Raw genomic sequence first — 19,220 nt, 5'->3', positions numbered from 1 at the left:
CACCGACACACCGCAGCACCGTTGTAAGCAGTAGGCGAAAAAACTAGAGAAATGAAAGGAGAGGGAACATGTTCGAACTCGTAGACAACATCCCCGCAAGCCCGGTCATCAAAGTGATCGGTGTCGGCGGTGGCGGCGGCAACGCTGTCAACCACATGGTCAAGAGCAACATTGAAGGCGTTGAATTCATCTGCGCCAACACTGATGCCCAGGCGCTGAAAAGCATCGGCGCGCGGACCATCCTGCAATTGGGCACCGCTGTGACCAAGGGCCTCGGCGCTGGCGCGAACCCGGAAGTCGGTCGTCAAGCCGCCCTGGAAGACCGCGAGCGTATTGCTGAAGTGCTGCAAGGCACCAACATGGTGTTCATCACCACGGGCATGGGCGGTGGTACCGGTACCGGTGCTGCACCGATCATTGCCGAAGTGGCCAAGGAAATGGGTATTCTGACGGTTGCAGTCGTGACCCGTCCGTTCCCGTTCGAAGGTCGCAAGCGCATGCAGATCGCCGACGAAGGTATCCGTCTGCTGTCTGAAAGCGTCGACTCGTTGATCACCATCCCCAACGAGAAGCTGCTGACCATCCTGGGCAAGGACGCAAGCCTGCTGTCCGCTTTTGCCAAGGCTGACGATGTACTGGCCGGTGCCGTTCGCGGTATCTCCGACATCATCAAGCGCCCAGGCATGATCAACGTCGACTTTGCCGACGTACGTACTGTCATGAGCGAAATGGGCATGGCCATGATGGGCACTGGCTGCGCCAGCGGTCCGAACCGTGCACGTGAAGCCACTGAAGCGGCCATCCGCAACCCGTTGCTCGAAGACGTGAACCTGCAAGGTGCACGCGGCATCCTGGTGAACATCACCGCCGGTCCTGACCTGTCCCTGGGTGAGTACTCCGACGTGGGTAGCATCATCGAAGCCTTCGCTTCCGAGCACGCCATGGTCAAAGTCGGTACCGTGATCGACCCGGACATGCGCGACGAGCTGCACGTCACCGTGGTTGCGACCGGCCTGGGTGCAAAAATCGAGAAGCCTGTGAAGGTCATCGACAACACCCTGCACAACAGCCAAGCCAGCCACGCCAGCCAAGCGGCTGCTGCTCCAGCGCCTGCGCGCCAGGAACTGCCGTCGGTGAACTACCGTGACCTGGACCGTCCGACCGTGATGCGCAACCAGGCTCAGGCCGGTGCTGCGGCGTCCCGTAGCCCGAATCCGCAAGATGATCTGGACTATCTGGACATCCCGGCATTCTTGCGTCGTCAGGCCGATTAATGGAATGTATCAGGGCTATGAAGGTGATTGGTGTTCAGCAAAGGTCTGGTCTGCTATTATCGCCAGCCTTTGTTGATACCAGTTCGCAATTTGCGCTCAAGCGGTCCAAGCCATGATTAAACAACGCACCCTGAAGAATATTATCCGTGCCACAGGTGTAGGTCTGCACTCCGGGGAGAAGGTATACCTGACCCTCAAGCCTGCACCTGTCGACACCGGCATCGTGTTTGTTCGTGCCGACCTGGACCCTGTGGTGCAGATTCCTGCTCGCGCGGAAAACGTTGGCGAAACCACGATGTCGACCACATTGGTCAACGGTGACGTCAAAGTGGACACGGTGGAGCACTTGCTCTCGGCCATGGCTGGCCTGGGCATCGATAACGCCTACGTCGAGCTCTCCGCGTCCGAAGTCCCGATCATGGATGGCAGCGCTGGACCCTTCGTATTCTTGATTCAATCTGCCGGCCTGGAAGAACAGGACGCAGCCAAGAAGTTCATTCGCATTCTGCGGGAAGTGACAGTAGAAGACGGCGACAAGCGCGCCACCTTCGTCCCGTTCGAAGGCTTTAAAGTGAGCTTTGAGATCGATTTCGATCACCCGGTATTCCGTGACCGCACCCAAAGTGCAAGCGTGGATTTTTCCAGCACTTCGTTCGTAAAAGAAGTCAGCCGCGCCCGTACCTTTGGTTTCATGAGTGACATCGAGTACCTGCGCAAGCACAACCTCGCACTCGGCGGCAGCGTTGAAAACGCCATCGTGGTCGACGCGGATGGTGTACTGAACGAAGACGGCCTTCGCTACGAAGACGAGTTCGTGAAGCACAAGATCCTCGATGCAATCGGTGACCTCTACCTGCTGGGCAATAGCCTGATAGGCGAGTTCAAAGGCTTCAAGTCGGGCCACGCCCTTAACAACCAGCTGCTGCGCAAGTTGATTGAGCAGACAGACGCTTGGGAAGTCGTGACCTTCGAAGATGCCAGCACCGCACCGATCTCTTACATGCGTCCCGTTGCGGCGGTGTAAGTAACAACTCTCTTTCTTTAGTTTTGAAAGGCCACCCTCGGGTGGCCTTTTTTTATGCCTGTAGTTCAGGTTTATGAAGATCAAAAATGTGGGAGCGGGCTTGCCCGCGAAGGCAATGTGTCAGCTACACATTTGTTGCCTGACACTCCGCTTTCGCGGGCAAGCCCGCTCCCACATTTGATTTCACAAGACTTGAAGTCTGCTTAAGACTCTAGTGCCGCAGCATCCACGATCCGGTTGCGCCCCGTGTGCTTGGCCTCATATAACGCCTGGTCCGCACTCAACAACAACGCTTCCAACGACACACGGCTGCGCTTGTTCCAGGTGCTCATGCCAATGCTCACCGTGATCGGCTGCGCATCACCCGCCATCCGAGGCAGACGCTCGACGCTGCAGCGAATGTGTTCGGCAATCACCCAGGCGCCCTTGGCGTCGGTATGTGGCAGCACCACCGCGAATTCCTCCCCGCCATAGCGCGCCGCCAAGTCGGCAGGGCGGCGGATGTTGTCGCCGATCACCTGGGCAACCCTGCGTAGCGCCTCATCACCGCCATGATGGCCATGGCGGTCGTTGAAAGCCTTGAAGTGGTCCACGTCGATCATCAGCAGGGTCAGCGGTTCGGTTGAGCGCTGTGCCCGGTCCCATTCCAGGCGCATGCGTTGGTCCAGTGTGCGGCGGTTCGCCAGGCCGGTCAGGGCGTCGGTGGCTGCCAGTTCTGACAGCACCTGTTCGGCGCGATGGCGGCGGCGCAGTTCCTTGCTCAGCATCCACGTCAGCCACAACAGCCCCGCGCACAGCACCCCGGTGGCCAGGCTGATCAGCACGGCGGCGCGCTTCCACTGTGCGAACACCTCATCGCTGGACAGCGCCACCGCCACGATCAACGGCAAGGTGCCCACGGTGGAAAAGGTGTACAGCCGCTCCTGTCGGTCGACGCTGGAGATGCCCTGGAAGCTGCCGTCGCGCTCCTTGAGCATGCGTGCCACGTTCGGGCGCTGGCTGAGGTCCTTGTCGACCATGTCCAGCTCCAGCATCGGTTGCTGCGCCAGCAGGATGCCCTGGTGATTGATCAGGTTGATGGTGCTGTTGCTGCCGATGTTCAGGCTGCTGAACAGCTGGTGGAAGTACGACAGCCGCATGGACGCCACCGCGACGCCCTGGAAGCGCCCATCCGCCGACGAGATACGCCGGCTGAACGCGATGCGCCACTGGTCATCGCAGATGCAGCGCGCCATGAATGGGCGGCTGATGTACAGGCCGATATCGGGCGCTGCCCGGTGCACCTGGAAATAATCCCGGTCGGCGAAGTTACCGGTCTTGGGCGTCAGCAGCGAAGAGTCGGCAATCACCTCGCCATTGGCATCCAGCAGCAGAATATCGCCCTTGTAGGGCGCAGCGGCGGAGCGATCGAACAGCACCAGGTGGCGAATACTCGCGGAGACGCCCTGCAGGTCATTGCGCTCGGTGGCGGCGATCAGGCCCTTGAGGGCCATGTCGTACAGTTCGACGTTGCGCAGCACATCGGCGTCGATCAATTGGGTGATGTTATTGGCGGTACGCTTGGCGGTCTGCAGGGTATTGGCGTGTTCGCGGACCAGCAGGGCCGCCACGATCGCCACGATCAGCAGCACCGTAAGGACGCTGCCCAGGATCAGCAAGCGTTCCGGGCGACGTGTAGGGCGGGGCAGGCTTGGACTCATCGGGCGTACTTCTGCTGCAAGGATGCCCATAGCGTAGCCCTTGAATCACCTTGCCGGGTAACGCCAATGGTCCCATTCAGCAAGCGCTGGCCTCTGCCACCCGGTTGCGCCCGCTGTGCTTGGCCTCGTACAGCGCCTGGTCGGCACTGAGCAGCAGCGCCTCCAGCGGCTGGCGGTGGCGTTTATGCCAGGTGCTCATGCCGATACTCACCGTGATCGGCCGTTCGGCGCCGGCCACGCGGGGCAGAAGCTCGATGCTGCTGCGGATGTGTTCGGCGATGACCCGGGCGCCCTTGGCGTCGGTATCGGGCAGCACCACCGCAAACTCCTCGCCACCATAGCGTGCGGCCAGGTCGGCGGGGCGACGGATATTGCTTCCGATCACCTGGGCCACCGTGCGCAGTGCCGCGTCGCCACCGTGATGACCGTGGCGGTCATTGAACGCCTTGAAGTGGTCCACATCGATCATCAGCAGGGTCAGCGGCTCGGTCGAACGCTGTGCGCGGTCCCATTCCAGGCGCAGGCGATCATCCAGGGTTCTGCGGTTGGCCAGGCCCGTGAGGGCATCGGTGGCCGCCAGTTCCGACAGCACCTGCTCGGCGCGATGGCGACGGCGCAACTCGCGGCGCAACATCCAGGTCAACCATAACAGGCCAATGCACAGCACCCCGGTGGCGCCGCTGGTCAACAATGCGGCGCGCTCCCAGGGCGCGAATACATCTTCACTGGCCAGAGCCACCACCACGATCAGCGGCAACTCGCCGACATTGCTGAACGTATACAGCCGTTCTGTACCCGAGAGCGATGAGATCGCGCGAAAACTCCCTTCGCCTTCATGCAGCATGCGTTTGAAGTTGGGCCGATCACTCAGGTCCTTGTCGATCATGTCGCGTTCCAGCAGCGGTTGCTGGGCCAGGAGAATGCCGTGGGTATTGAGCAGGTTCACCGAGCTGCCATTGCCGATGGTGAGCCGGTTGAACAGTTGATCGAAGTACGCCAGGCGCATGGTCGCCACCGCGACCCCGGCAAACTCGCCATTTGGCCCCGACACTCGGCGGCTGAATGCAATGCGCCAGACCTGGTCGCAATCGCAGCGAATCTTGAACGGGCGACTGATGAACAGCCCAACCTGGCTGTTGTTCTGGTGGGCCAGGAAGTAATCCCGGTTGGCGAAATTGCGCGGTGTCGGGTGCAGCGTCGAGGAGTCGGCGATGACCGCACCGTTGGCATCCAGCAACAGCACTTCGCCCTTGAAGGGCGCGGCGGTGGATTGATCAAACTGCACCAGATGCTGAATATCGGCTGACACATGCGCAAGGTCATTGCGCGTGGTCGCGGCGATCAACCCTTGCAGCGCCAGGTCGTAGAGTTCGACGTTGCGCAGCACATCGGCATTGATCAGTTGGGTAATGTTGGTGGTCGATCGCTTGGCGGCCAGCAGGGTGCTGTCATGTTCGCGGCTGAGCAGGGCAGCCACGATGATCACGATCAGGAGGACGGTGAAGCCACTGCCCAACATCAGCAACAGCTCTGAACGGGAGGGCAAGTTACGAGTACGGGGTTGACTCATCGCGCAGACTTCAACGGAGTAGATGCTGGCAGTTTAGTGCTGCGCGATGAAAATTAAATGATTGGTTAACAGGAAATCAGAATACGTTGATCGGGTAGTCCACGATCACCCGGTATTCGTCCACGTCCCGGTCCACCGCCGAGTAGCCATTGCCACCCCGGTTGGTCGCCCATTGCAGGCGTACCGCCAGGTCCTTGGCCTTGCCGCCCTGCACCACATATTTCAGGTCAATGTCGCGTTCCCAGTGCTTGGCATCCTTGCCATCGGCGCTGTACCAGGCACTGTAGCCACGGCTATTGGGGTCGACTTTGGTCAGGTCGGTCTTGCCGCTGATGTAGGACACGGCAGACGTCAGGCCGGGCAGGCCGAGGCCGGCAAAGTCATAAGCGTATTTGAGTTTCCAGGAGCGCTCGTTGGGGCCGTTGAAGTCCGAGTACTGCTGGGAGTTGTCCAGGTAGATGCTGTCGCCCTGGGTGATGTAGTCGAACGGCGTGTTGCCGTTCACCCGCTGGTAGGCGGCGGTAACGCTGTGGTTGCCCACGCCCACGGTGAAATGCAGGCTGTAGGTGTTGTTGTTGATCGCGCCCAGCAGCGATTGCCCGGTGTCCTGGGTGTGGTAGTAGTGCAGGCCTGGGTTGAGGCTGACCAGGTCGTTCAGGGCGTAGGTGTAGTCCAGGTCGTAGTAGTACTGGTGCCACACGTCCTTGAGTTCGGACGCATACAGGTTGCTGGTCAGGCCTGGAATGCCGCTGAAGGACACGCCGGCCCAGTCCAGGTGCTGGCTGTCGGCGTGGTCTGGCAGGGTGCCGTAGCTGGTGCCGATGCGACGGTGGCCGCTCTGGTTGTAGAGCTTGGTGAAGCTGGCCTGGCCGCCTTCGAACATCCAGCCATCGAAACTGTGGTTGGTCAGGCTCACACCGCGGAACGTCTGCGGCAGCATGCGGGTCATGCCGCCAGCGATCACCGGGTTGTTGAGGAACAGGTCGCCGGCTTTCAATTCGGTTTCAAACGCGCGCATTTTCAGCGTGCCGCCTGCGGTCGAAAACGACCCCGGGGCTTTGCCGTTGCCCGAGCCCACGGGCAGGATGCTGGAACCGTCGGTGCCGCCACCGCCGTCAAGCTTGAGGCCGAGCATGGCGTGGGCGTCCAGGCCAAAGCCGACGGTGCCCTGGGTGTAGCCGGATTCGAAGGTGCCGAGAAAGCCCTGGCCCCATTCCTTGCTGTCATCGGTGTGGATGTCGCGACGGTCGCGGTTCATGTAGTAGTTGCGGGTGTTGATCGTGAGGTGGGCGCCTTCGACGAAACCGTCGGCGGGGGTGGAGTCTGCCGCGTGGGCAAGAGGGGCAATCGTTGCTGCAATAGCGAGGAATAGCGGGGTGAACGTCAGCGAGTTCTTCACCGGTGGAGCTCCTTTGGGTCAATCAAAAACGGCCAATGTCGTGGGGGTGTGCCTGGCCTTTTTTTACGGCAAAAAAAAGCCGCTGAAGTCAGCGGCTTTGAACAGATTCCCAGTGTAGAGCCCTGGAAATAAGTCGAGGGGAATTCGGGTGAGCGGGAAGCTGCCTTGCCGTCTCGCTCATCGGTGCGTCAAATTAACGCAGGTGAGCGGTGCGATACAGAGTGTAACAAGATAATGACTGTTGCCCAAATCGCAACAGTTAGAGACGTGGAGGGCTTACCTGATACACCGCGATCCAAATGTGGGAGCTGGCTTGCCTGCGATGGCGGTGTTGAATTCACCGACGCTATCGCAGGCAAGCCAGCTCCCACATTTGGGCCAAGGTGTTTTGGGGCTATACCGGCAGGGTGATGCCAAAGGTATTGCCGCCGCCATCACTGCGCACAAACACATCCCCGCCATGCATCAGCGCAATCGCCTTGACGATGGCCAGCCCCAGCCCGTGATTGGCGCCGCTGTTGCTGCGCGAGGCATCCACCCGATAGAAGCGCTCGAACAGACGCGGCAAATGCTCGCTGGCAATCTCGTCACCCGGGTTGGTGACCCCGATCGCCACCTGATGATCCTGCATTTCAATGTTCACTTCGATGACCCGCCCGGGCGCGGTGTGCTGCACCGCGTTGCTGAGAAGGTTGATCAAGGCGCGGCGCAGGTGGGCTTTTTCGATGTGGACCAGGGCATCCCCGCGCACCCTCACTTTGACCTGGGCGTCTTCGAGGATGAAGTCCAGGTAATCGAGGGTGGTCGCCACTTCATCGGCCAGGGAGCTTTCGATCAGCTTGGTGGCCTTGCTGCCCTGGTCGGCGCTGGCGAGGAACAGCATGTCGTTGATGATCGAGCGCAGCCGTTCCAGTTCTTCAAGGTTCGATTGCAGCACCTCGAAGTAGTGCTCGGCCGAGCGCCCACGGGTCAGCGCCACCTGGGTCTGGCCGATCAGGTTGGTCAGCGGCGAGCGCAGTTCGTGGGCCACGTCGGCATTGAATGACTCAAGGCGCGAGTAGGCTTGTTCCACGCGGTCGAGGGTGGAGTTGAACGAGTTGACGAATTGGCTCAATTCAGGCGGCAGCGGCGACAAGTGCAGGCGCCCGGACAGTTTGGGCGGGGCGAGCTTCTGCGCTTCGTCCGAGAGTTTGCCCAGTGGCTTGAGGCCGATGCGCGAGACCCAGAACCCCAGCAGCGCCGCCAGCGCTACGCCGATACAGGCCAGGCCGATCAAGGCCATCAGCAGTTGGTGCTGGGTGGCGCGGAAGTTCTCGGTGTCGATGGCGATCATGAAGCGCAGGGGCGGGCGTTGTTCCTTGGCCGGGAACTGGCTCAGCAGCACCTTGAACGGGTACTCATGCCCGGGCAGGCGCAGGTCGCGCTTGCCGGTCGGCCCTTCGGCGAATGCGCGGATCTGGGCGTCGGGGTTGCCGTACTCGTACGTCGGGTCACTGCTCACCACCCAGAAGCGGATGCGCTTGTCTTCTTCGCCGAGCAGCTTGAGCTTGGCGGTGATCTTTGCCCAATGGTCCGGCGTGCCGAAGCGGTTCACCGACGACTCCAGCACGCTGTAGCGCGCGTCCAATTCGGCACCCGGCAACAACCCCAGGCCACGGTCCACTTGCTGGTACAGCGCGCCGCCGATCAGCATGAAGATCAACAGCGCCACCAGCGTGAACATGCCGCTCAGGCGCAGGGCGATGGAGTTAGACGACACTTCGGCTCTCCAGCACATAACCCATGCCGCGAATGGTGTGCAGCAGTTTCTGCTCGAACGGCCCGTCGAGCTTGGCGCGCAGGCGTTTGATCGCGACTTCGACCACATTGGCGTCGCTGTCGAAATTGATGTCCCAGACCATTTCCGCGATGGCGGTCTTGGACAGGATTTCACCCTGGCGCCGCGCCAACACGCTGAGCAGCGAGAACTCCTTGGCCGTCAGGTCCAGGCGCAGGCCGTTGCGGCTGGCCTTGCGGCTGATCAGGTCGATCCACAGGTCGGCGACGGTCACCTGCACCGGCTCATGGCCGCCGCTGCGCCGGGTCAACGCCTGCAGGCGCGCCACCAGTTCCAGGAACGAAAACGGTTTGCCCAGGTAGTCATCGGCGCCCTCACGCAGGCCGCGAATGCGGTCTTCGACGCGCTCGCGGGCGGTGAGCATGATCACCGGCGTCTGCTTGCGTGCACGCAAGGCGCGCAGCACACCAAAGCCATCGAGGCCCGGCAGCATCACATCGAGCACGATCACGGCGTAATCGTTCTCCAGCGCCAGGTGCAAGCCTTCGACGCCCTCACGGGCCACATCGACGGTGTAGCCTTGCTCGGTCAGGCCGCGGTGCAGGTAGTCCGCGGTTTTTTCTTCATCTTCAATAATCAGGACGCGCATGACACCGCCTCAGTGTGTGGTCGCCAACGCAGGCGCAGGTGTGGGCCGGTGGAAAAACTTTTCAAGGTACAAGTATATGACCGGCGTGGTGAACAGCGTCAGCGCCTGGCTCACCAGCAAGCCGCCGACCACGGCGATGCCCAGTGGCTGGCGCAACTCGGCGCCGGCGCCATAGCCCAGCATCAGCGGCAGAGCGCCGAGCAGGGCGGCCAGGGACGTCATGATGATCGGGCGGAACCGCGTGATACAGGCTTCGAAGATCGCATCATGAGGTGTCAGGCCACGCGTACGTTGCGCCTCCAGGGCAAAGTCGATCAACAGGATACCGTTCTTCTTCACAATCCCGATCAGTAGCACCAGGCCGATCAGCGCCATGATCGAGAAGTCCTGGCCCAGCAGCCACAACATGATCAGCGCGCCCAGCCCGGCCGAGGGCAGGGTCGAGATGATGGTCAGCGGGTGCACAAAGCTCTCATACAGCACGCCCAAAATGATGTAGACCGCCACCAGCGCCGCAAGGATCAGCCACGGCTGGCTGGCCAGTGAACTCTGGAACGCCTGGGCCGCGCCCTGGAAATTGCCGATGATCGAGGTCGGCATGCCGATCTCGTTTTTCGCCTGGTTGAGCAGGATCACCGCATCACCCAGCGCCACGCCGGGCGCCAGGTTGAACGACAGGTTGGCCGCCGGGAACATACCGTCATGGCTGATCGACAACGGGCCAACGGTGGGCGCATCGACGCTGGCCACCGCCGACAGCGGCACCATTTCATTGGTCAGTGGCGAGCGCAGGTAGAAGTAATTCAGGCTTTCGGCCTTGCCGCGCTGGCGGGTGTCCAGTTCCAGCACCACCTGGTACTGGTTGATTTCGGTCTGGAACTCATTGACCTGGCGTTGCCCGAAGGCGTCGTACAGCGCCTGGTCGACATCGGTGGCGGTCAGGCCGAAGCGTGCCGCCGCGCGGCGGTCGATGGTGATGTGGGTGATGCTGCCGCCCAGCTGCAAGTCGTTGGAGATATCGCGGAACGCCGGAATGGAGCGCAGCTTTTCGGTCAGGCGTTGGGTCCAGGTATTGAGCGTCGCGCCGTCGTTGCTTTTGAGCACATATTGGTACTGGCTGCGGCTGGGGCCCGAGCTGAGGTTGATGTCCTGGCCGGCGCGCAGGTACAGGACGATCCCCGGCACGGCGGCCAGCTTGGGGCGGATGCGGTCGATGAACTGGCTGGCGGACACGTCCCGGTCACCCCGGTCCACGAGGGAGATCCAGAAGCGGCCGTTGGCGATGGTCTGGTTGCTACCGGTGACGCCAACAGAGTGGGAGAACGCCCGCACGGCGGGGTCAGCCTTCATGATTTCGGCCAGCGCCTTGTGCTTGGCAACCATGTCGGGGTACGACACGTCCGCCGCCGCTTCGCTGGTTCCTAGGATGAAACCGGTGTCCTGCACCGGGAAAAAACCCTTGGGGATAAACACATAACCCGCCACGGCCAGGCCCAGGGTCAGCAGGAAAATACCGGCCATCGTGCGCTGGTGGGCGAGGGCGCGGCGCAGGTTCCGTTCGTAACCTGCCAGCAGGCGTTCGCCAAAGCCGGGTTTGTCGTGGGGGCGATGGCTCGGCGCTTTCATGAACAGCGCCGCCAGGGTCGGCGCAAGGGTCAGGGACACCACGACGGAAATCAGGATGGTCGATGTGGCGGTCAAGGCAAACTCCTTGAACAGCCTGCCGACCACACCGCCCATGAACAGCAGCGGAATAAACGCGGCCACCAGCGACACGCTGATGGACACCACGGTGAAGCCAATCTCGCTGGCCCCCTTGATCGCCGCCTCGCGCTTGTCCAGGCCGGTTTCGAGGTGGCGATGGATGTTCTCCACCACCACGATCGCGTCGTCCACCACAAACCCCACGGCCACCACGATGGCGACCAGGGTCAGGTTGTTCAGGCTGAAGCCCATCACGTACATCAGCGCAAAGCTGGCGACCAGTGACACGCCCAGCACGCTGGACACAATGACGGTGGCTGACCATTGGCGCAGGAAGATCGCCATGACCCCCACCACCAGCAGGATGGCGATCAGCAGGGTCATTTCCACTTCGTGCAGCGAGGCGCGGATGGTGGTGGTGCGGTCCATCAGCACGCTGACCTGGACCGAGGCCGGCAGCATGGCTTCCAGGCGCGGCATTTCGGCCTGGATGCGTTCTACGGTCTCGACAATGTTGGCGCCGGGCTGGCGGGTAATCACCAAGTTGACGCCGGGGGTGTCAACCGCCCACGCCTGGACGTAGGCGTTTTCCGAGCCATTGACCACCTTGGCCACATCCCGCAGCTGCACGGGTGCGCCGTTCTTGTAGGAGATGATCAGGTCGCCGTATTCATCCGGGTGAAACAGTTGGTCGTTGGTTGCCAGGGTCGACACGCTGTTCTTGCCGTACAGCGCGCCCTTGGCCAGGTTCAGGCTGGATTGCTGGATGGCCAGGCGAACATCCGCCAGGGTCAGGCCGATGGCCGCGAGCTTGTCGGGCGAGGCCTGTACGCGGATCGCCGGGCGTTGCTGGCCGGTGATGTTGATCTGGCCGACGCCGTCGACCTGGCTGAGTTGCCGGGCCAGCAGGGTTTCTACCAGGTCGCTCAACTCGGTACCGGGCATGTCATGGGAACTGACACTGATGATCAGCACCGGGCTGTCTGCCGGGTTGACCTTGCGCCAGGTCGGCAGGCTTGGCATGTCGCTGGGCAGCTTGCCGGCCGCGGTGTTGATGGCGGCCTGCACCTCTTGGGCGGCCGTGTCGATGCTCTTGTCGAGGGTGAATTGCAGGGTCAGCAGGCTTGAGCCGAGGGCGCTGCTGGAGGTCATCTGGGTCATGCCGGGAATGGCACTGAACTGCACTTCCAGCGGCGTCGCCACGGAGGACGCCATAGTGTCGGGGCTGGCGCCGGGTAGCTGGGCGGTTACCTGGATCGTCGGGAACTCGGCTTCCGGCAGCGGGGCGATAGGCAGTTTGGGGAACGCAATCAGCCCCAACAGCACCAGGGCAAATGTCAGCAGCAAGGTGGCGACCGGGCGGTCGATGCACCACGCGGAAACCGACCCCCGCGACGTCATGGCTGCACCTTGGCGTCAGCGGTCTGGATCACCTGCGGTGGCTCTTTGAGAATCTCGACCTTGGCACCGGACTTGAGGCGCGACTGGCCATCACTGACCAGCACGTCACCGGCCTGGATGCCCTTGAGGATATTGAATTCGCTGTCCTGGTACACCACCTGCACCGGCACGATGTCCACCTTGTCGCCATTGACGCGGTACACGAAGTGCGAGTCCAGGCCTCGCTGCACCACGGTTGGCGGCACGGCCAGGGCGTTGCGGTCGAGGGCGGTCTGGATCTTGATCGTCACCAGCTGGCCCGGCCAGAGCTTCTGCGTGTTGTTACGGAACTCGGCTTTGGCGCGGATAGTGCCGGTGGTGCTGTTGATCTGGTTGTCGATCAGGCTCAGGCGGCCTTCGCCCAGCAGCTCGCTGTGTTCACCTTCGGTATCGGCACCGAGAAAGGCGTCGACGCTGGCCGGGTGCTCGGCGGCGATCAGCCCCTGCAAGGTCGGCAGCATTTGCTGTGGCAGGGAAAACTCCACGGCGATGGGGTCGATCTGGGTGACCGAGAACAACCCTTGGGTGTCGCTCATGCGCAGAAAGTTGCCCTCGTCCACCGTACGAATGCCGACGCGGCCAGTAACCGGGGAACGAATCTGCGTGTACGAAAGCTGAACCTGGGCCGAGTCGATCGCGGCCTGATTGCCTTGCGCCGTGGCCTTCAACTGGTTGACCAGAGCCTGTTGCTGGTCGTAAGTCTGCTTCGACACGCCATCGTCGATGCTCAATTCCTTGTAGCGCTTGAGGTTGACCAACGCCACTTGCAACTGCGCCTGGCTCTCGCCCAACTGTGCCTTGGCCTGGTCGAGGCTGGCGCGGATCGAACGGTCGTCGATGGTGGCCAACAGGTCGCCGGCCTTGACCAGTTGGCCTTCCTTGACCAGCAGTTTGGTGAGGATACCGTCGATTTGTGGACGAATGACCACGCTGTGCAGCGACAGCACCGAGCCGATGCCCGTGACATAACGCGGCAAGTCCTGCTCCACCACTTTCACGACCCGTACTGGCACGGCTGTGGACGCAACCAGTTTGGTCTTGGCCGGCCGGGTCAACGCCCAGGCAGCTATCGCCAATACCACGAGGACACCCACGATCAGGGCGGTTTTTCGTTGAATGTGCATGGGGTGGGGCGCCGGGGCAGAGGGTTGGGAGAATGTAGGTGCTTTATAGCCCGCCAACCCGGTCAGCACGGTGACTGCTAACTGACAGGGCTGTCAGCAAACTGAAGACCATTCGTACAGGCGGTGGTTAAAGATCTGAAGCGCGCAGGTATACTGCGCCCCAGTGCGGCCCGCAAGCTGGCCGCGCCTCATTTTCTGCACGCCCCCGGAGCTTCCATGACTTCCCCGACACAACCCCCTGTTGAAGCGGCCGACCTCGTCGACCCGGCCGACGCTCAAAGCGTTGAAAAAGCCGAGATCCCGGCGTTTAAGTTTCCGTTCAAGCCGGGTGAACTGGCCGGGGCCAAGAATGCCACCCAGCCTTGGTACAAAGGTGGCGCGAAGAACGGTCATACCAAGACTCCAGGCATGGCCCCGCCAGGTACCCGTCGTTCGATGGGTAAACGCTGAGAGTAAAAGGTCGCAACCTGTGTCGACTTTTGCCTACGTCGTCCGTCGATATTTCCGATTGTAGGGCCGCATCCATTTCTTGAAAGCTTGCGCAGCATTGGCTTCGCTCCGGTCAATTTTTACCGGGGCGTGTGATGCAGCACTTTTAGGGAAAGGATGTTCCGGTGGCCTTGATACGCATTTGTGTAGCGTTTGCCCTGCTGCTTTGCGCTGACGCCGTTGTCTGTGCCGAAAAAAACCGTGATGAAATCCGTTTCGGCGTGGCAGCACTCTTTCCTCCTTTTCAAAGCCGCAACCCCCAGGGGCAATTGGTTGGCCTGAACATCGAGCTGGGTAACGCCCTGTGCACGCAACTCAACGTGCGTTGCACCTGGGTCGACCAGATGCTTGTCGAAGACTTTTCCGCACTTGAAGCCCGGCAATTCGACGCGATCATGGGCATTGCCTCTACGCCGAAGCGACGCCAATGGGTGAGCTTCACCGACAGCCTGTATCCCTTCACCACGCAACTGGTCGGCCGCAGAACATCCTGCTTGATGCCCACCGCACGCTCTCTGAAAGGCAAGCGCGTGGGGGTGCTGCTGGGGAGCAATCGTGAAGCCTTTGCCCAGTCACAATGGGCGCCCAGGGGCGTCATCATCAAGAGTTTCTGGCTCAATCAGGAATTGATCCGCAGTCTGATCGCCGGTGATATCGACGCGACGCTGCAAGGCACGGTAGAAATCCGTGAGGCGTTGCTCGACACCCCCGACGGCCAGGATTTCGGTTTTCTTGGCCCCGCCGTTTCAGCGGACCTGCTGGGGGACGGCGTGGCGATAGCGCTGCGCAAGCCTGATACGGCGTTGCGCGAACAACTCAACCGCGCGCTTGAACAACTGATGCAAAGCGGTGAATACCAACGCATCCTCCAGCCCTATCGTCTCGATGCCCCGCTTGCCCATCCATGATGGCTAATTAATTGCTCGGAACATGAGCTGGATCAATCTTTGCCCTTTCGGTGCGCTTAGAGTCGACGCCCTGCCGACTCCTCCAACAATTACGAGCGCGCTTATCCATGAAGATCAATCTGCCGGTCACCGGTCGAGGTGTGGACTTTGCCCCTGACGCCAACATCCTTTCGACCACGGACCTGACAGGCGCGATTACCTACGCCAACGGGGACTTCATCGACGTTTGCGGCTATACCCGCGAAGAACTGCTCGGTTCGCCACACAACCTGTTGCGTCATCCGGATATGCCGCCTGCTGCGTTTGCGCACATGTGGCAAACCCTGAAGAGCGGTCGCTCGTGGATGGGCATGGTGAAAAACCGTTGCAAGAACGGCGACCATTATTGGGTCAGCGCCTACGCGACGCCGGTGACGCGCGAGGGGAAAACGGTGGAGTACCAATCGGTGCGCACCAAACCTGCCACGCACCGGGTGGCGGCAGCGGAGCGCGCGTATGCGCAGTTGCGGGCGGGCAAACGCCGCAAACTGCCGGCGTTCGGCATGGGGGTGAAGTTATCGGCTTGGGTGATTGGCTCCAGTGGTATGACCTGGGCCTTGGGCTTGGTCACCTATTCTCTCGCTTGGCAACTGCTGGCCCTGGTGGCGGGGTGTGCGGTGGGGGCAGCGGGGGTCAACGTGATCCTGCGCCCGCTCGCACAGTTGAATCAGCGGGCGCGGCTGATTGCAGACAACCCCCTGAGCCAGGCGATCTACACCGGGCGCAGCGACGAGTGCGGGCAGATCGAGTTCGCCCTGCAGATGCTCGAAGCCCAGGTGGGCGCGGTGGTGGGGCGCATCGGCGATGCGTCGTTGCGCTTGTCCGGGCACGCGGCGCAACTGGTGGCACATCTGAACGCGAGCCAGGCCAGCAGCCAGGGCCAGCAGGCCCAGACCGACCAGGTGGCGGCAGCGATCCACCAGATGGCCGCCAGCGTCGCCGAAGTGGCCAGCCATGCGCTGGAAGCCTCCAAGGCCGCCGACCAGGCCGGCAGCGAAACCCGTGAAGGTCACCAGCGCGTCGACGATAGCCGTGATGCGGTACTGCGCCTGTCCGACGAGTTGGCGCGCGCGACCCAAGTGATCCAGCAACTGGAAAGCCACAGCGCTGAAATCAGTGGCGTGCTTGAGGTGATCCGCACGATTGCCGAACAGACCAACCTGCTGGCGCTCAACGCCGCCATCGAGGCGGCGCGCGCGGGTGAACAGGGACGAGGTTTTGCCGTAGTCGCCGATGAAGTGCGCGGCCTGGCCCAGCGCACCCAGCAATCCACCAATGAAATCCAGCGCATGATCAGCACCCTGCAAGGTGGCGCGCGCGATGCTGTGCAAGCCATGGCCCACAGCAGCGAACATGTCGAGGCCAGTGTCCAGCAGGCACAGCGGGCGGCGGCAGCGTTGGACGGTATCAGCCAGCGTGTCACTCAGATTACCGCCATGAGCCAGCAGATTGCGGCAGCGGTGGAAGAACAGAGCGCGGTCAGCGAAGACATCAATCGCAATATTGTCGGCATCCGCAACGCCGGTGAAGCCACTGTCAGTGCCGCCCAGCAAAGCCAGCTCAGCTCCGGCGATGTGGCAATGCTGGCCGATGACCTGCGCCAGCTGGCGCAGGAGTTCTGGGGCAAGCGGCACTGATCTGGGGTTGCGTTGAATGTGCTGGCCTCATCGCGAGCATTTTAAATGTGGGAGCGGGCTTGCCCGCGATGAGGCCAGTCGGCCTTACGCAGCCCTCAACGAAATAAACGCATAGTTGGCCGGCACCTCCGTTGCAATCTGAGCGCCGGCATCCAGCAACTGTTCGGCGATGTCCATCCCCGACACATGGAACACCCACTCGTTGGCCACAGCGGGCTGGTCAACGGCCAAGGTGATCGCCTGGGCAAAGGCACTCATGTCCGGCAGGTAGGCGGTAAACCCGTCGCCCTTGAGGGCCGTAGTGCGAATGCCCAGCAAGGCGCAAACCGCCTCTTTGGTTTGCACGTCATCACGGTCGGCCTGGCGTGAACGGCGAATCAGTTCCGCCAACTCCTGGTCCATCAGTTCGCCGCCAACAATTAGCGCCGGCCCTTGCTCCCAGGATTCTGGCGGGCAGTCCTTGGCGGCCGGGTTTAATGGAATGTGTGGATTGATCTCCATCGGGTAGATACGGCACACCAATGGCCGGCGCTCGTAGATGCGGCAGCGGTCGTCTTCGTCAAGATTCCGGCAGCGTCCGGCGTTGTAAGCGGCAAAGGTGATTGCCACAAACGCCTCGGTATTGCCGCTGGGCACCACCACCGAACGGCGCTCGGCATGCTCGCGTTGCGCCTGTGGCAGGCCCAGGCCATTGCCCAGGAAACCTTCCACCAGAACAATGACATTACCGCCGTCAGCCGCCCACTGCCGGGCTTCGTCGAGGGTCAGGGGCACGTGATGGTCGGTGCAGCATTTGCCGCAACCCACGCAGGAAAAGTGAGTATTCATTGAGGATCTGTCACCAGGCAAGGTCAGAGGGCACTCTCGAACGGCGGCGGGTTTTTACCTCTATCCACCGTTCAGGCTCTCTTGAAGCAAGTTGTGCGCCAGTGCCTGTCAGTGTTCTTGCACGACATCGCGCAGCACAAACCGCATGCCCTCGCTTTCATACAACTGCCGCGCACGGAGATTGCTCTCCAGCACCTTCAGGTCCACGTAGGGTTCGCCCCGTTGCTTGAACACCTGGAAGGTGTGCAGCAACAAGGCGCGACCCAGCCCCTGGCCTTGGGCGCAGGGGTGTACGGACAAGTTCTTGATAAAGGCGCTGGTCCAGCACTGGGCCACGCCAAGGATACCGTCACGGTTGCTGGCCACCAGGCACAGGCTGGGGTCGAACTCGGCATCGGTGGTGAATTGCTGGCGCCATTCTTCCAGGCTGGCCACACGACCACCGCCTTGCGCCTGGGTCATGCTCAACACGGCATGAATTGCCGGGGCCAGTTCATCGCGGTAGTGGTCCAGCTGTGTACCTGCCGGCCACTGCGGTGCCGGCAGGCTGCCGATGAGGTCGCGGCGCAGCAGCTGGAAGTATTCGGCCAAGGCTTACAGGCCCTTCTGCGCCACAGTCTGGGCGGCGACCACCAGGCACTTGGTCAGCTCGGGCGAGGAGAATTTGGTCAGCACCGCATCGGCCCCGGCCAGGCGGGCTTTCTCGCTGTTCATCGCGCTGTCCAGGGAGGTGTGCAACAGCACGTAGAGGTCCTTGAAATCCGGGGTCTCGCGCAGGGTGCGGGTGAGGGCATAGCCGTCCATTTCAGACATCTCGATGTCCGACACCACCACGTTGATCTGCTCCACCGTGCCTTGCAGCTCCAGCAGCACATCAATGGCTTCCTTGGCGCTGCGGGCGGTGTGGCAGGTCAGGCCGAGGTTGCGCAGGGTGTGCACCGATTGCTGCAGGGCGACCTGGCTGTCGTCCACCACCAGGATCCGCGCATTGCCCAGCACTTCCGCCTCTTCCATGGTCAGGTCGGTGGGCGCCGCTTCAATCGGTGCCGGTGCGATGCCGTGGATAACTTTTTCGATATCCAGCACCTGCACCAGCCCGCCTTCCACCTGGGTGACACCGGTGATGAACGCACGGTTGCCACCGGACCCATAGGGCGGTGGGCGAATGTCAGTGGTCAGGCAGTGCACGATCTTGCTCACCGCCTGCACATGCAGGCCCTGCTTGGAGCGGCTCACGTCGGTGACGATCAGGCAGCCGCCGTCGGGGTCCTGCAGGGGCATTTCCCCCAGGGCACGGCTCAGGTCAATCACCGATAGTGAGGCGCCGCGCAGGGTGGCGATGCCTTTGACGTGCGGGTGGGATTCCGGCAGCCGGGTCAGGGGTGGGCAGGGGATGATTTCGCTGACTTTCAGCAGGTTGATCGCCATCAGCTTGCCGCTGCGCAAGGTAAAGAGCAGAAGCGAGAGTGAATCTGCGCGGGCTTTGGTGGTGGACATAAAAACCTTCTGTGGATCAGGGATGACGATCTATACAGAGTTATCGACTTGGAAAAGCCAGGCTTTAACCGGATTTTGTGGCGGAATAGATATGTGTGGGAGCTGGCTTGCCTGCGATAGCATCACCTCGGTCTTTCAGTTGCACCGAGGTGATGCTATCG

General features: G+C 61.7%; 15 protein-coding genes. 5 read left to right on the top strand and 10 right to left on the bottom strand.

Features of this window, described 5'->3' with window-relative positions; genetic code table 11:
- The first annotated feature begins 68 nt into the window (after positions 1-68).
- On the top strand, positions 69-1,274 hold the full coding sequence (gene ftsZ / locus AC07OV_RS11725; protein WP_046070969.1) for a cell division protein FtsZ: 1,206 nt from the start codon (positions 69-71) through the stop codon (positions 1,272-1,274).
- A gap of 112 nt (positions 1,275-1,386) precedes the next feature.
- The gene (gene lpxC, locus AC07OV_RS11720; protein ID WP_003171886.1) at positions 1,387-2,298 is read left to right on the top strand and encodes a UDP-3-O-acyl-N-acetylglucosamine deacetylase; all 912 of its coding nucleotides are present in this window, start codon (positions 1,387-1,389) and stop codon (positions 2,296-2,298) included.
- 203 nt (positions 2,299-2,501) lie between these two features.
- Here lpxC and AC07OV_RS11715 read toward each other — a convergent pair whose 3' ends face one another.
- The 7 genes from AC07OV_RS11715 to AC07OV_RS11685 form a co-directional block, all read right to left on the bottom strand.
- Entirely contained in the window at positions 2,502-3,998 is a 1,497-nt protein-coding gene (locus AC07OV_RS11715) for a diguanylate cyclase (RefSeq protein ID WP_494997211.1), read from the bottom strand.
- A 76-nt stretch (positions 3,999-4,074) separates the two neighbouring features.
- Positions 4,075-5,568, bottom strand: coding sequence for a sensor domain-containing diguanylate cyclase (locus AC07OV_RS11710; protein ID WP_494997212.1), 1,494 nt, complete (start codon positions 5,566-5,568; stop codon positions 4,075-4,077).
- A 76-nt stretch (positions 5,569-5,644) separates the two neighbouring features.
- A complete protein-coding gene (locus AC07OV_RS11705; protein ID WP_495092286.1) occupies positions 5,645-6,967 on the bottom strand; it encodes an OprD family porin in 1,323 nt (440 codons plus the stop codon).
- A 394-nt stretch (positions 6,968-7,361) separates the two neighbouring features.
- Positions 7,362-8,726, bottom strand: coding sequence for a heavy metal sensor histidine kinase (locus AC07OV_RS11700; RefSeq protein ID WP_494997214.1), 1,365 nt, complete (start codon positions 8,724-8,726; stop codon positions 7,362-7,364).
- Complete coding sequence (locus AC07OV_RS11695) at positions 8,716-9,393, bottom strand: heavy metal response regulator transcription factor (RefSeq protein WP_176995026.1); 678 nt, start codon at positions 9,391-9,393, stop codon at positions 8,716-8,718. The genes AC07OV_RS11700 and AC07OV_RS11695 overlap by 11 nt, the downstream gene beginning before the upstream one ends.
- A 9-nt stretch (positions 9,394-9,402) precedes the next feature.
- Positions 9,403-12,498, bottom strand: a complete 3,096-nt coding sequence (locus AC07OV_RS11690) for a multidrug efflux RND transporter permease subunit (protein WP_495092285.1) — start codon at positions 12,496-12,498, stop codon at positions 9,403-9,405.
- Positions 12,495-13,661 carry an efflux RND transporter periplasmic adaptor subunit gene (locus AC07OV_RS11685; protein WP_494997216.1) on the bottom strand — a complete coding sequence of 389 codons (1,167 nt, stop codon included), beginning with the start codon at positions 13,659-13,661 and terminating at the stop codon, positions 12,495-12,497. The genes AC07OV_RS11690 and AC07OV_RS11685 overlap by 4 nt, the downstream gene beginning before the upstream one ends.
- Before the next feature lie 216 nt (positions 13,662-13,877).
- Between AC07OV_RS11685 and AC07OV_RS11680 the strand changes: the two genes are divergently transcribed.
- From AC07OV_RS11680 to AC07OV_RS11670, 3 genes are all read left to right on the top strand, one after another.
- Positions 13,878-14,111 (top strand): hypothetical protein, encoded by a 234-nt coding sequence (locus AC07OV_RS11680; RefSeq protein WP_494997217.1) that lies wholly within the window; start codon positions 13,878-13,880, stop codon positions 14,109-14,111.
- Between the two features lie 164 nt (positions 14,112-14,275).
- On the top strand, positions 14,276-15,058 hold the full coding sequence (locus AC07OV_RS11675; protein WP_176995022.1) for a transporter substrate-binding domain-containing protein: 783 nt from the start codon (positions 14,276-14,278) through the stop codon (positions 15,056-15,058).
- A 107-nt stretch (positions 15,059-15,165) separates the two neighbouring features.
- Entirely contained in the window at positions 15,166-16,734 is a 1,569-nt protein-coding gene (locus tag AC07OV_RS11670; RefSeq protein ID WP_495092284.1) for a methyl-accepting chemotaxis protein, read from the top strand.
- An 84-nt stretch (positions 16,735-16,818) separates the two neighbouring features.
- Here the strand turns inward: AC07OV_RS11670 and AC07OV_RS11665 are convergent, their stop codons facing one another.
- The 3 genes from AC07OV_RS11665 to AC07OV_RS11655 form a co-directional block, all read right to left on the bottom strand.
- Positions 16,819-17,562 (bottom strand): YkgJ family cysteine cluster protein, encoded by a 744-nt coding sequence (locus AC07OV_RS11665; RefSeq protein ID WP_494997219.1) that lies wholly within the window; start codon positions 17,560-17,562, stop codon positions 16,819-16,821.
- A 108-nt stretch (positions 17,563-17,670) separates the two neighbouring features.
- On the bottom strand, positions 17,671-18,153 hold the full coding sequence (locus tag AC07OV_RS11660) for a GNAT family N-acetyltransferase (RefSeq protein WP_494997220.1): 483 nt from the start codon (positions 18,151-18,153) through the stop codon (positions 17,671-17,673).
- A 3-nt stretch (positions 18,154-18,156) separates the two neighbouring features.
- Positions 18,157-19,059 carry a chemotaxis protein CheV gene (locus tag AC07OV_RS11655; protein WP_176995018.1) on the bottom strand — a complete coding sequence of 301 codons (903 nt, stop codon included), beginning with the start codon at positions 19,057-19,059 and terminating at the stop codon, positions 18,157-18,159.
- Positions 19,060-19,220: the final 161 nt, after the last annotated feature.

The organism is Pseudomonas sp. GW821-FHT09A09 (assembly GCF_059418405.1).
Note: the sequence above shows the minus strand (reverse complement) of the source record. Positions and strands in the feature narration are given on the sequence as shown.

Bases quoted from the DNA above. Each gene is read 5' to 3' on its own strand.
- ftsZ (WP_046070969.1), top strand. From the start codon at position 69: ATGTTCGAACTCGTAGACAACATCCCCGCAAGCCCGGTCATCAAAGTG.
- lpxC (WP_003171886.1), top strand. From the start codon at position 1,387: ATGATTAAACAACGCACCCTGAAGAATATTATCCGTGCCACAGGTGTA.
- AC07OV_RS11715 (WP_494997211.1), bottom strand. From the start codon at position 3,998: ATGAGTCCAAGCCTGCCCCGCCCTACACGTCGCCCGGAACGCTTGCTG.
- AC07OV_RS11710 (WP_494997212.1), bottom strand. From the start codon at position 5,568: ATGAGTCAACCCCGTACTCGTAACTTGCCCTCCCGTTCAGAGCTGTTG.
- AC07OV_RS11695 (WP_176995026.1), bottom strand. From the start codon at position 9,393: ATGCGCGTCCTGATTATTGAAGATGAAGAAAAAACCGCGGACTACCTG.
- AC07OV_RS11690 (WP_495092285.1), bottom strand. From the start codon at position 12,498: ATGACGTCGCGGGGGTCGGTTTCCGCGTGGTGCATCGACCGCCCGGTC.
- AC07OV_RS11685 (WP_494997216.1), bottom strand. From the start codon at position 13,661: ATGCACATTCAACGAAAAACCGCCCTGATCGTGGGTGTCCTCGTGGTA.
- AC07OV_RS11680 (WP_494997217.1), top strand. From the start codon at position 13,878: ATGACTTCCCCGACACAACCCCCTGTTGAAGCGGCCGACCTCGTCGAC.
- AC07OV_RS11670 (WP_495092284.1), top strand. From the start codon at position 15,166: ATGAAGATCAATCTGCCGGTCACCGGTCGAGGTGTGGACTTTGCCCCT.
- AC07OV_RS11665 (WP_494997219.1), bottom strand. From the start codon at position 17,562: ATGAATACTCACTTTTCCTGCGTGGGTTGCGGCAAATGCTGCACCGAC.
- AC07OV_RS11655 (WP_176995018.1), bottom strand. From the start codon at position 19,059: ATGTCCACCACCAAAGCCCGCGCAGATTCACTCTCGCTTCTGCTCTTT.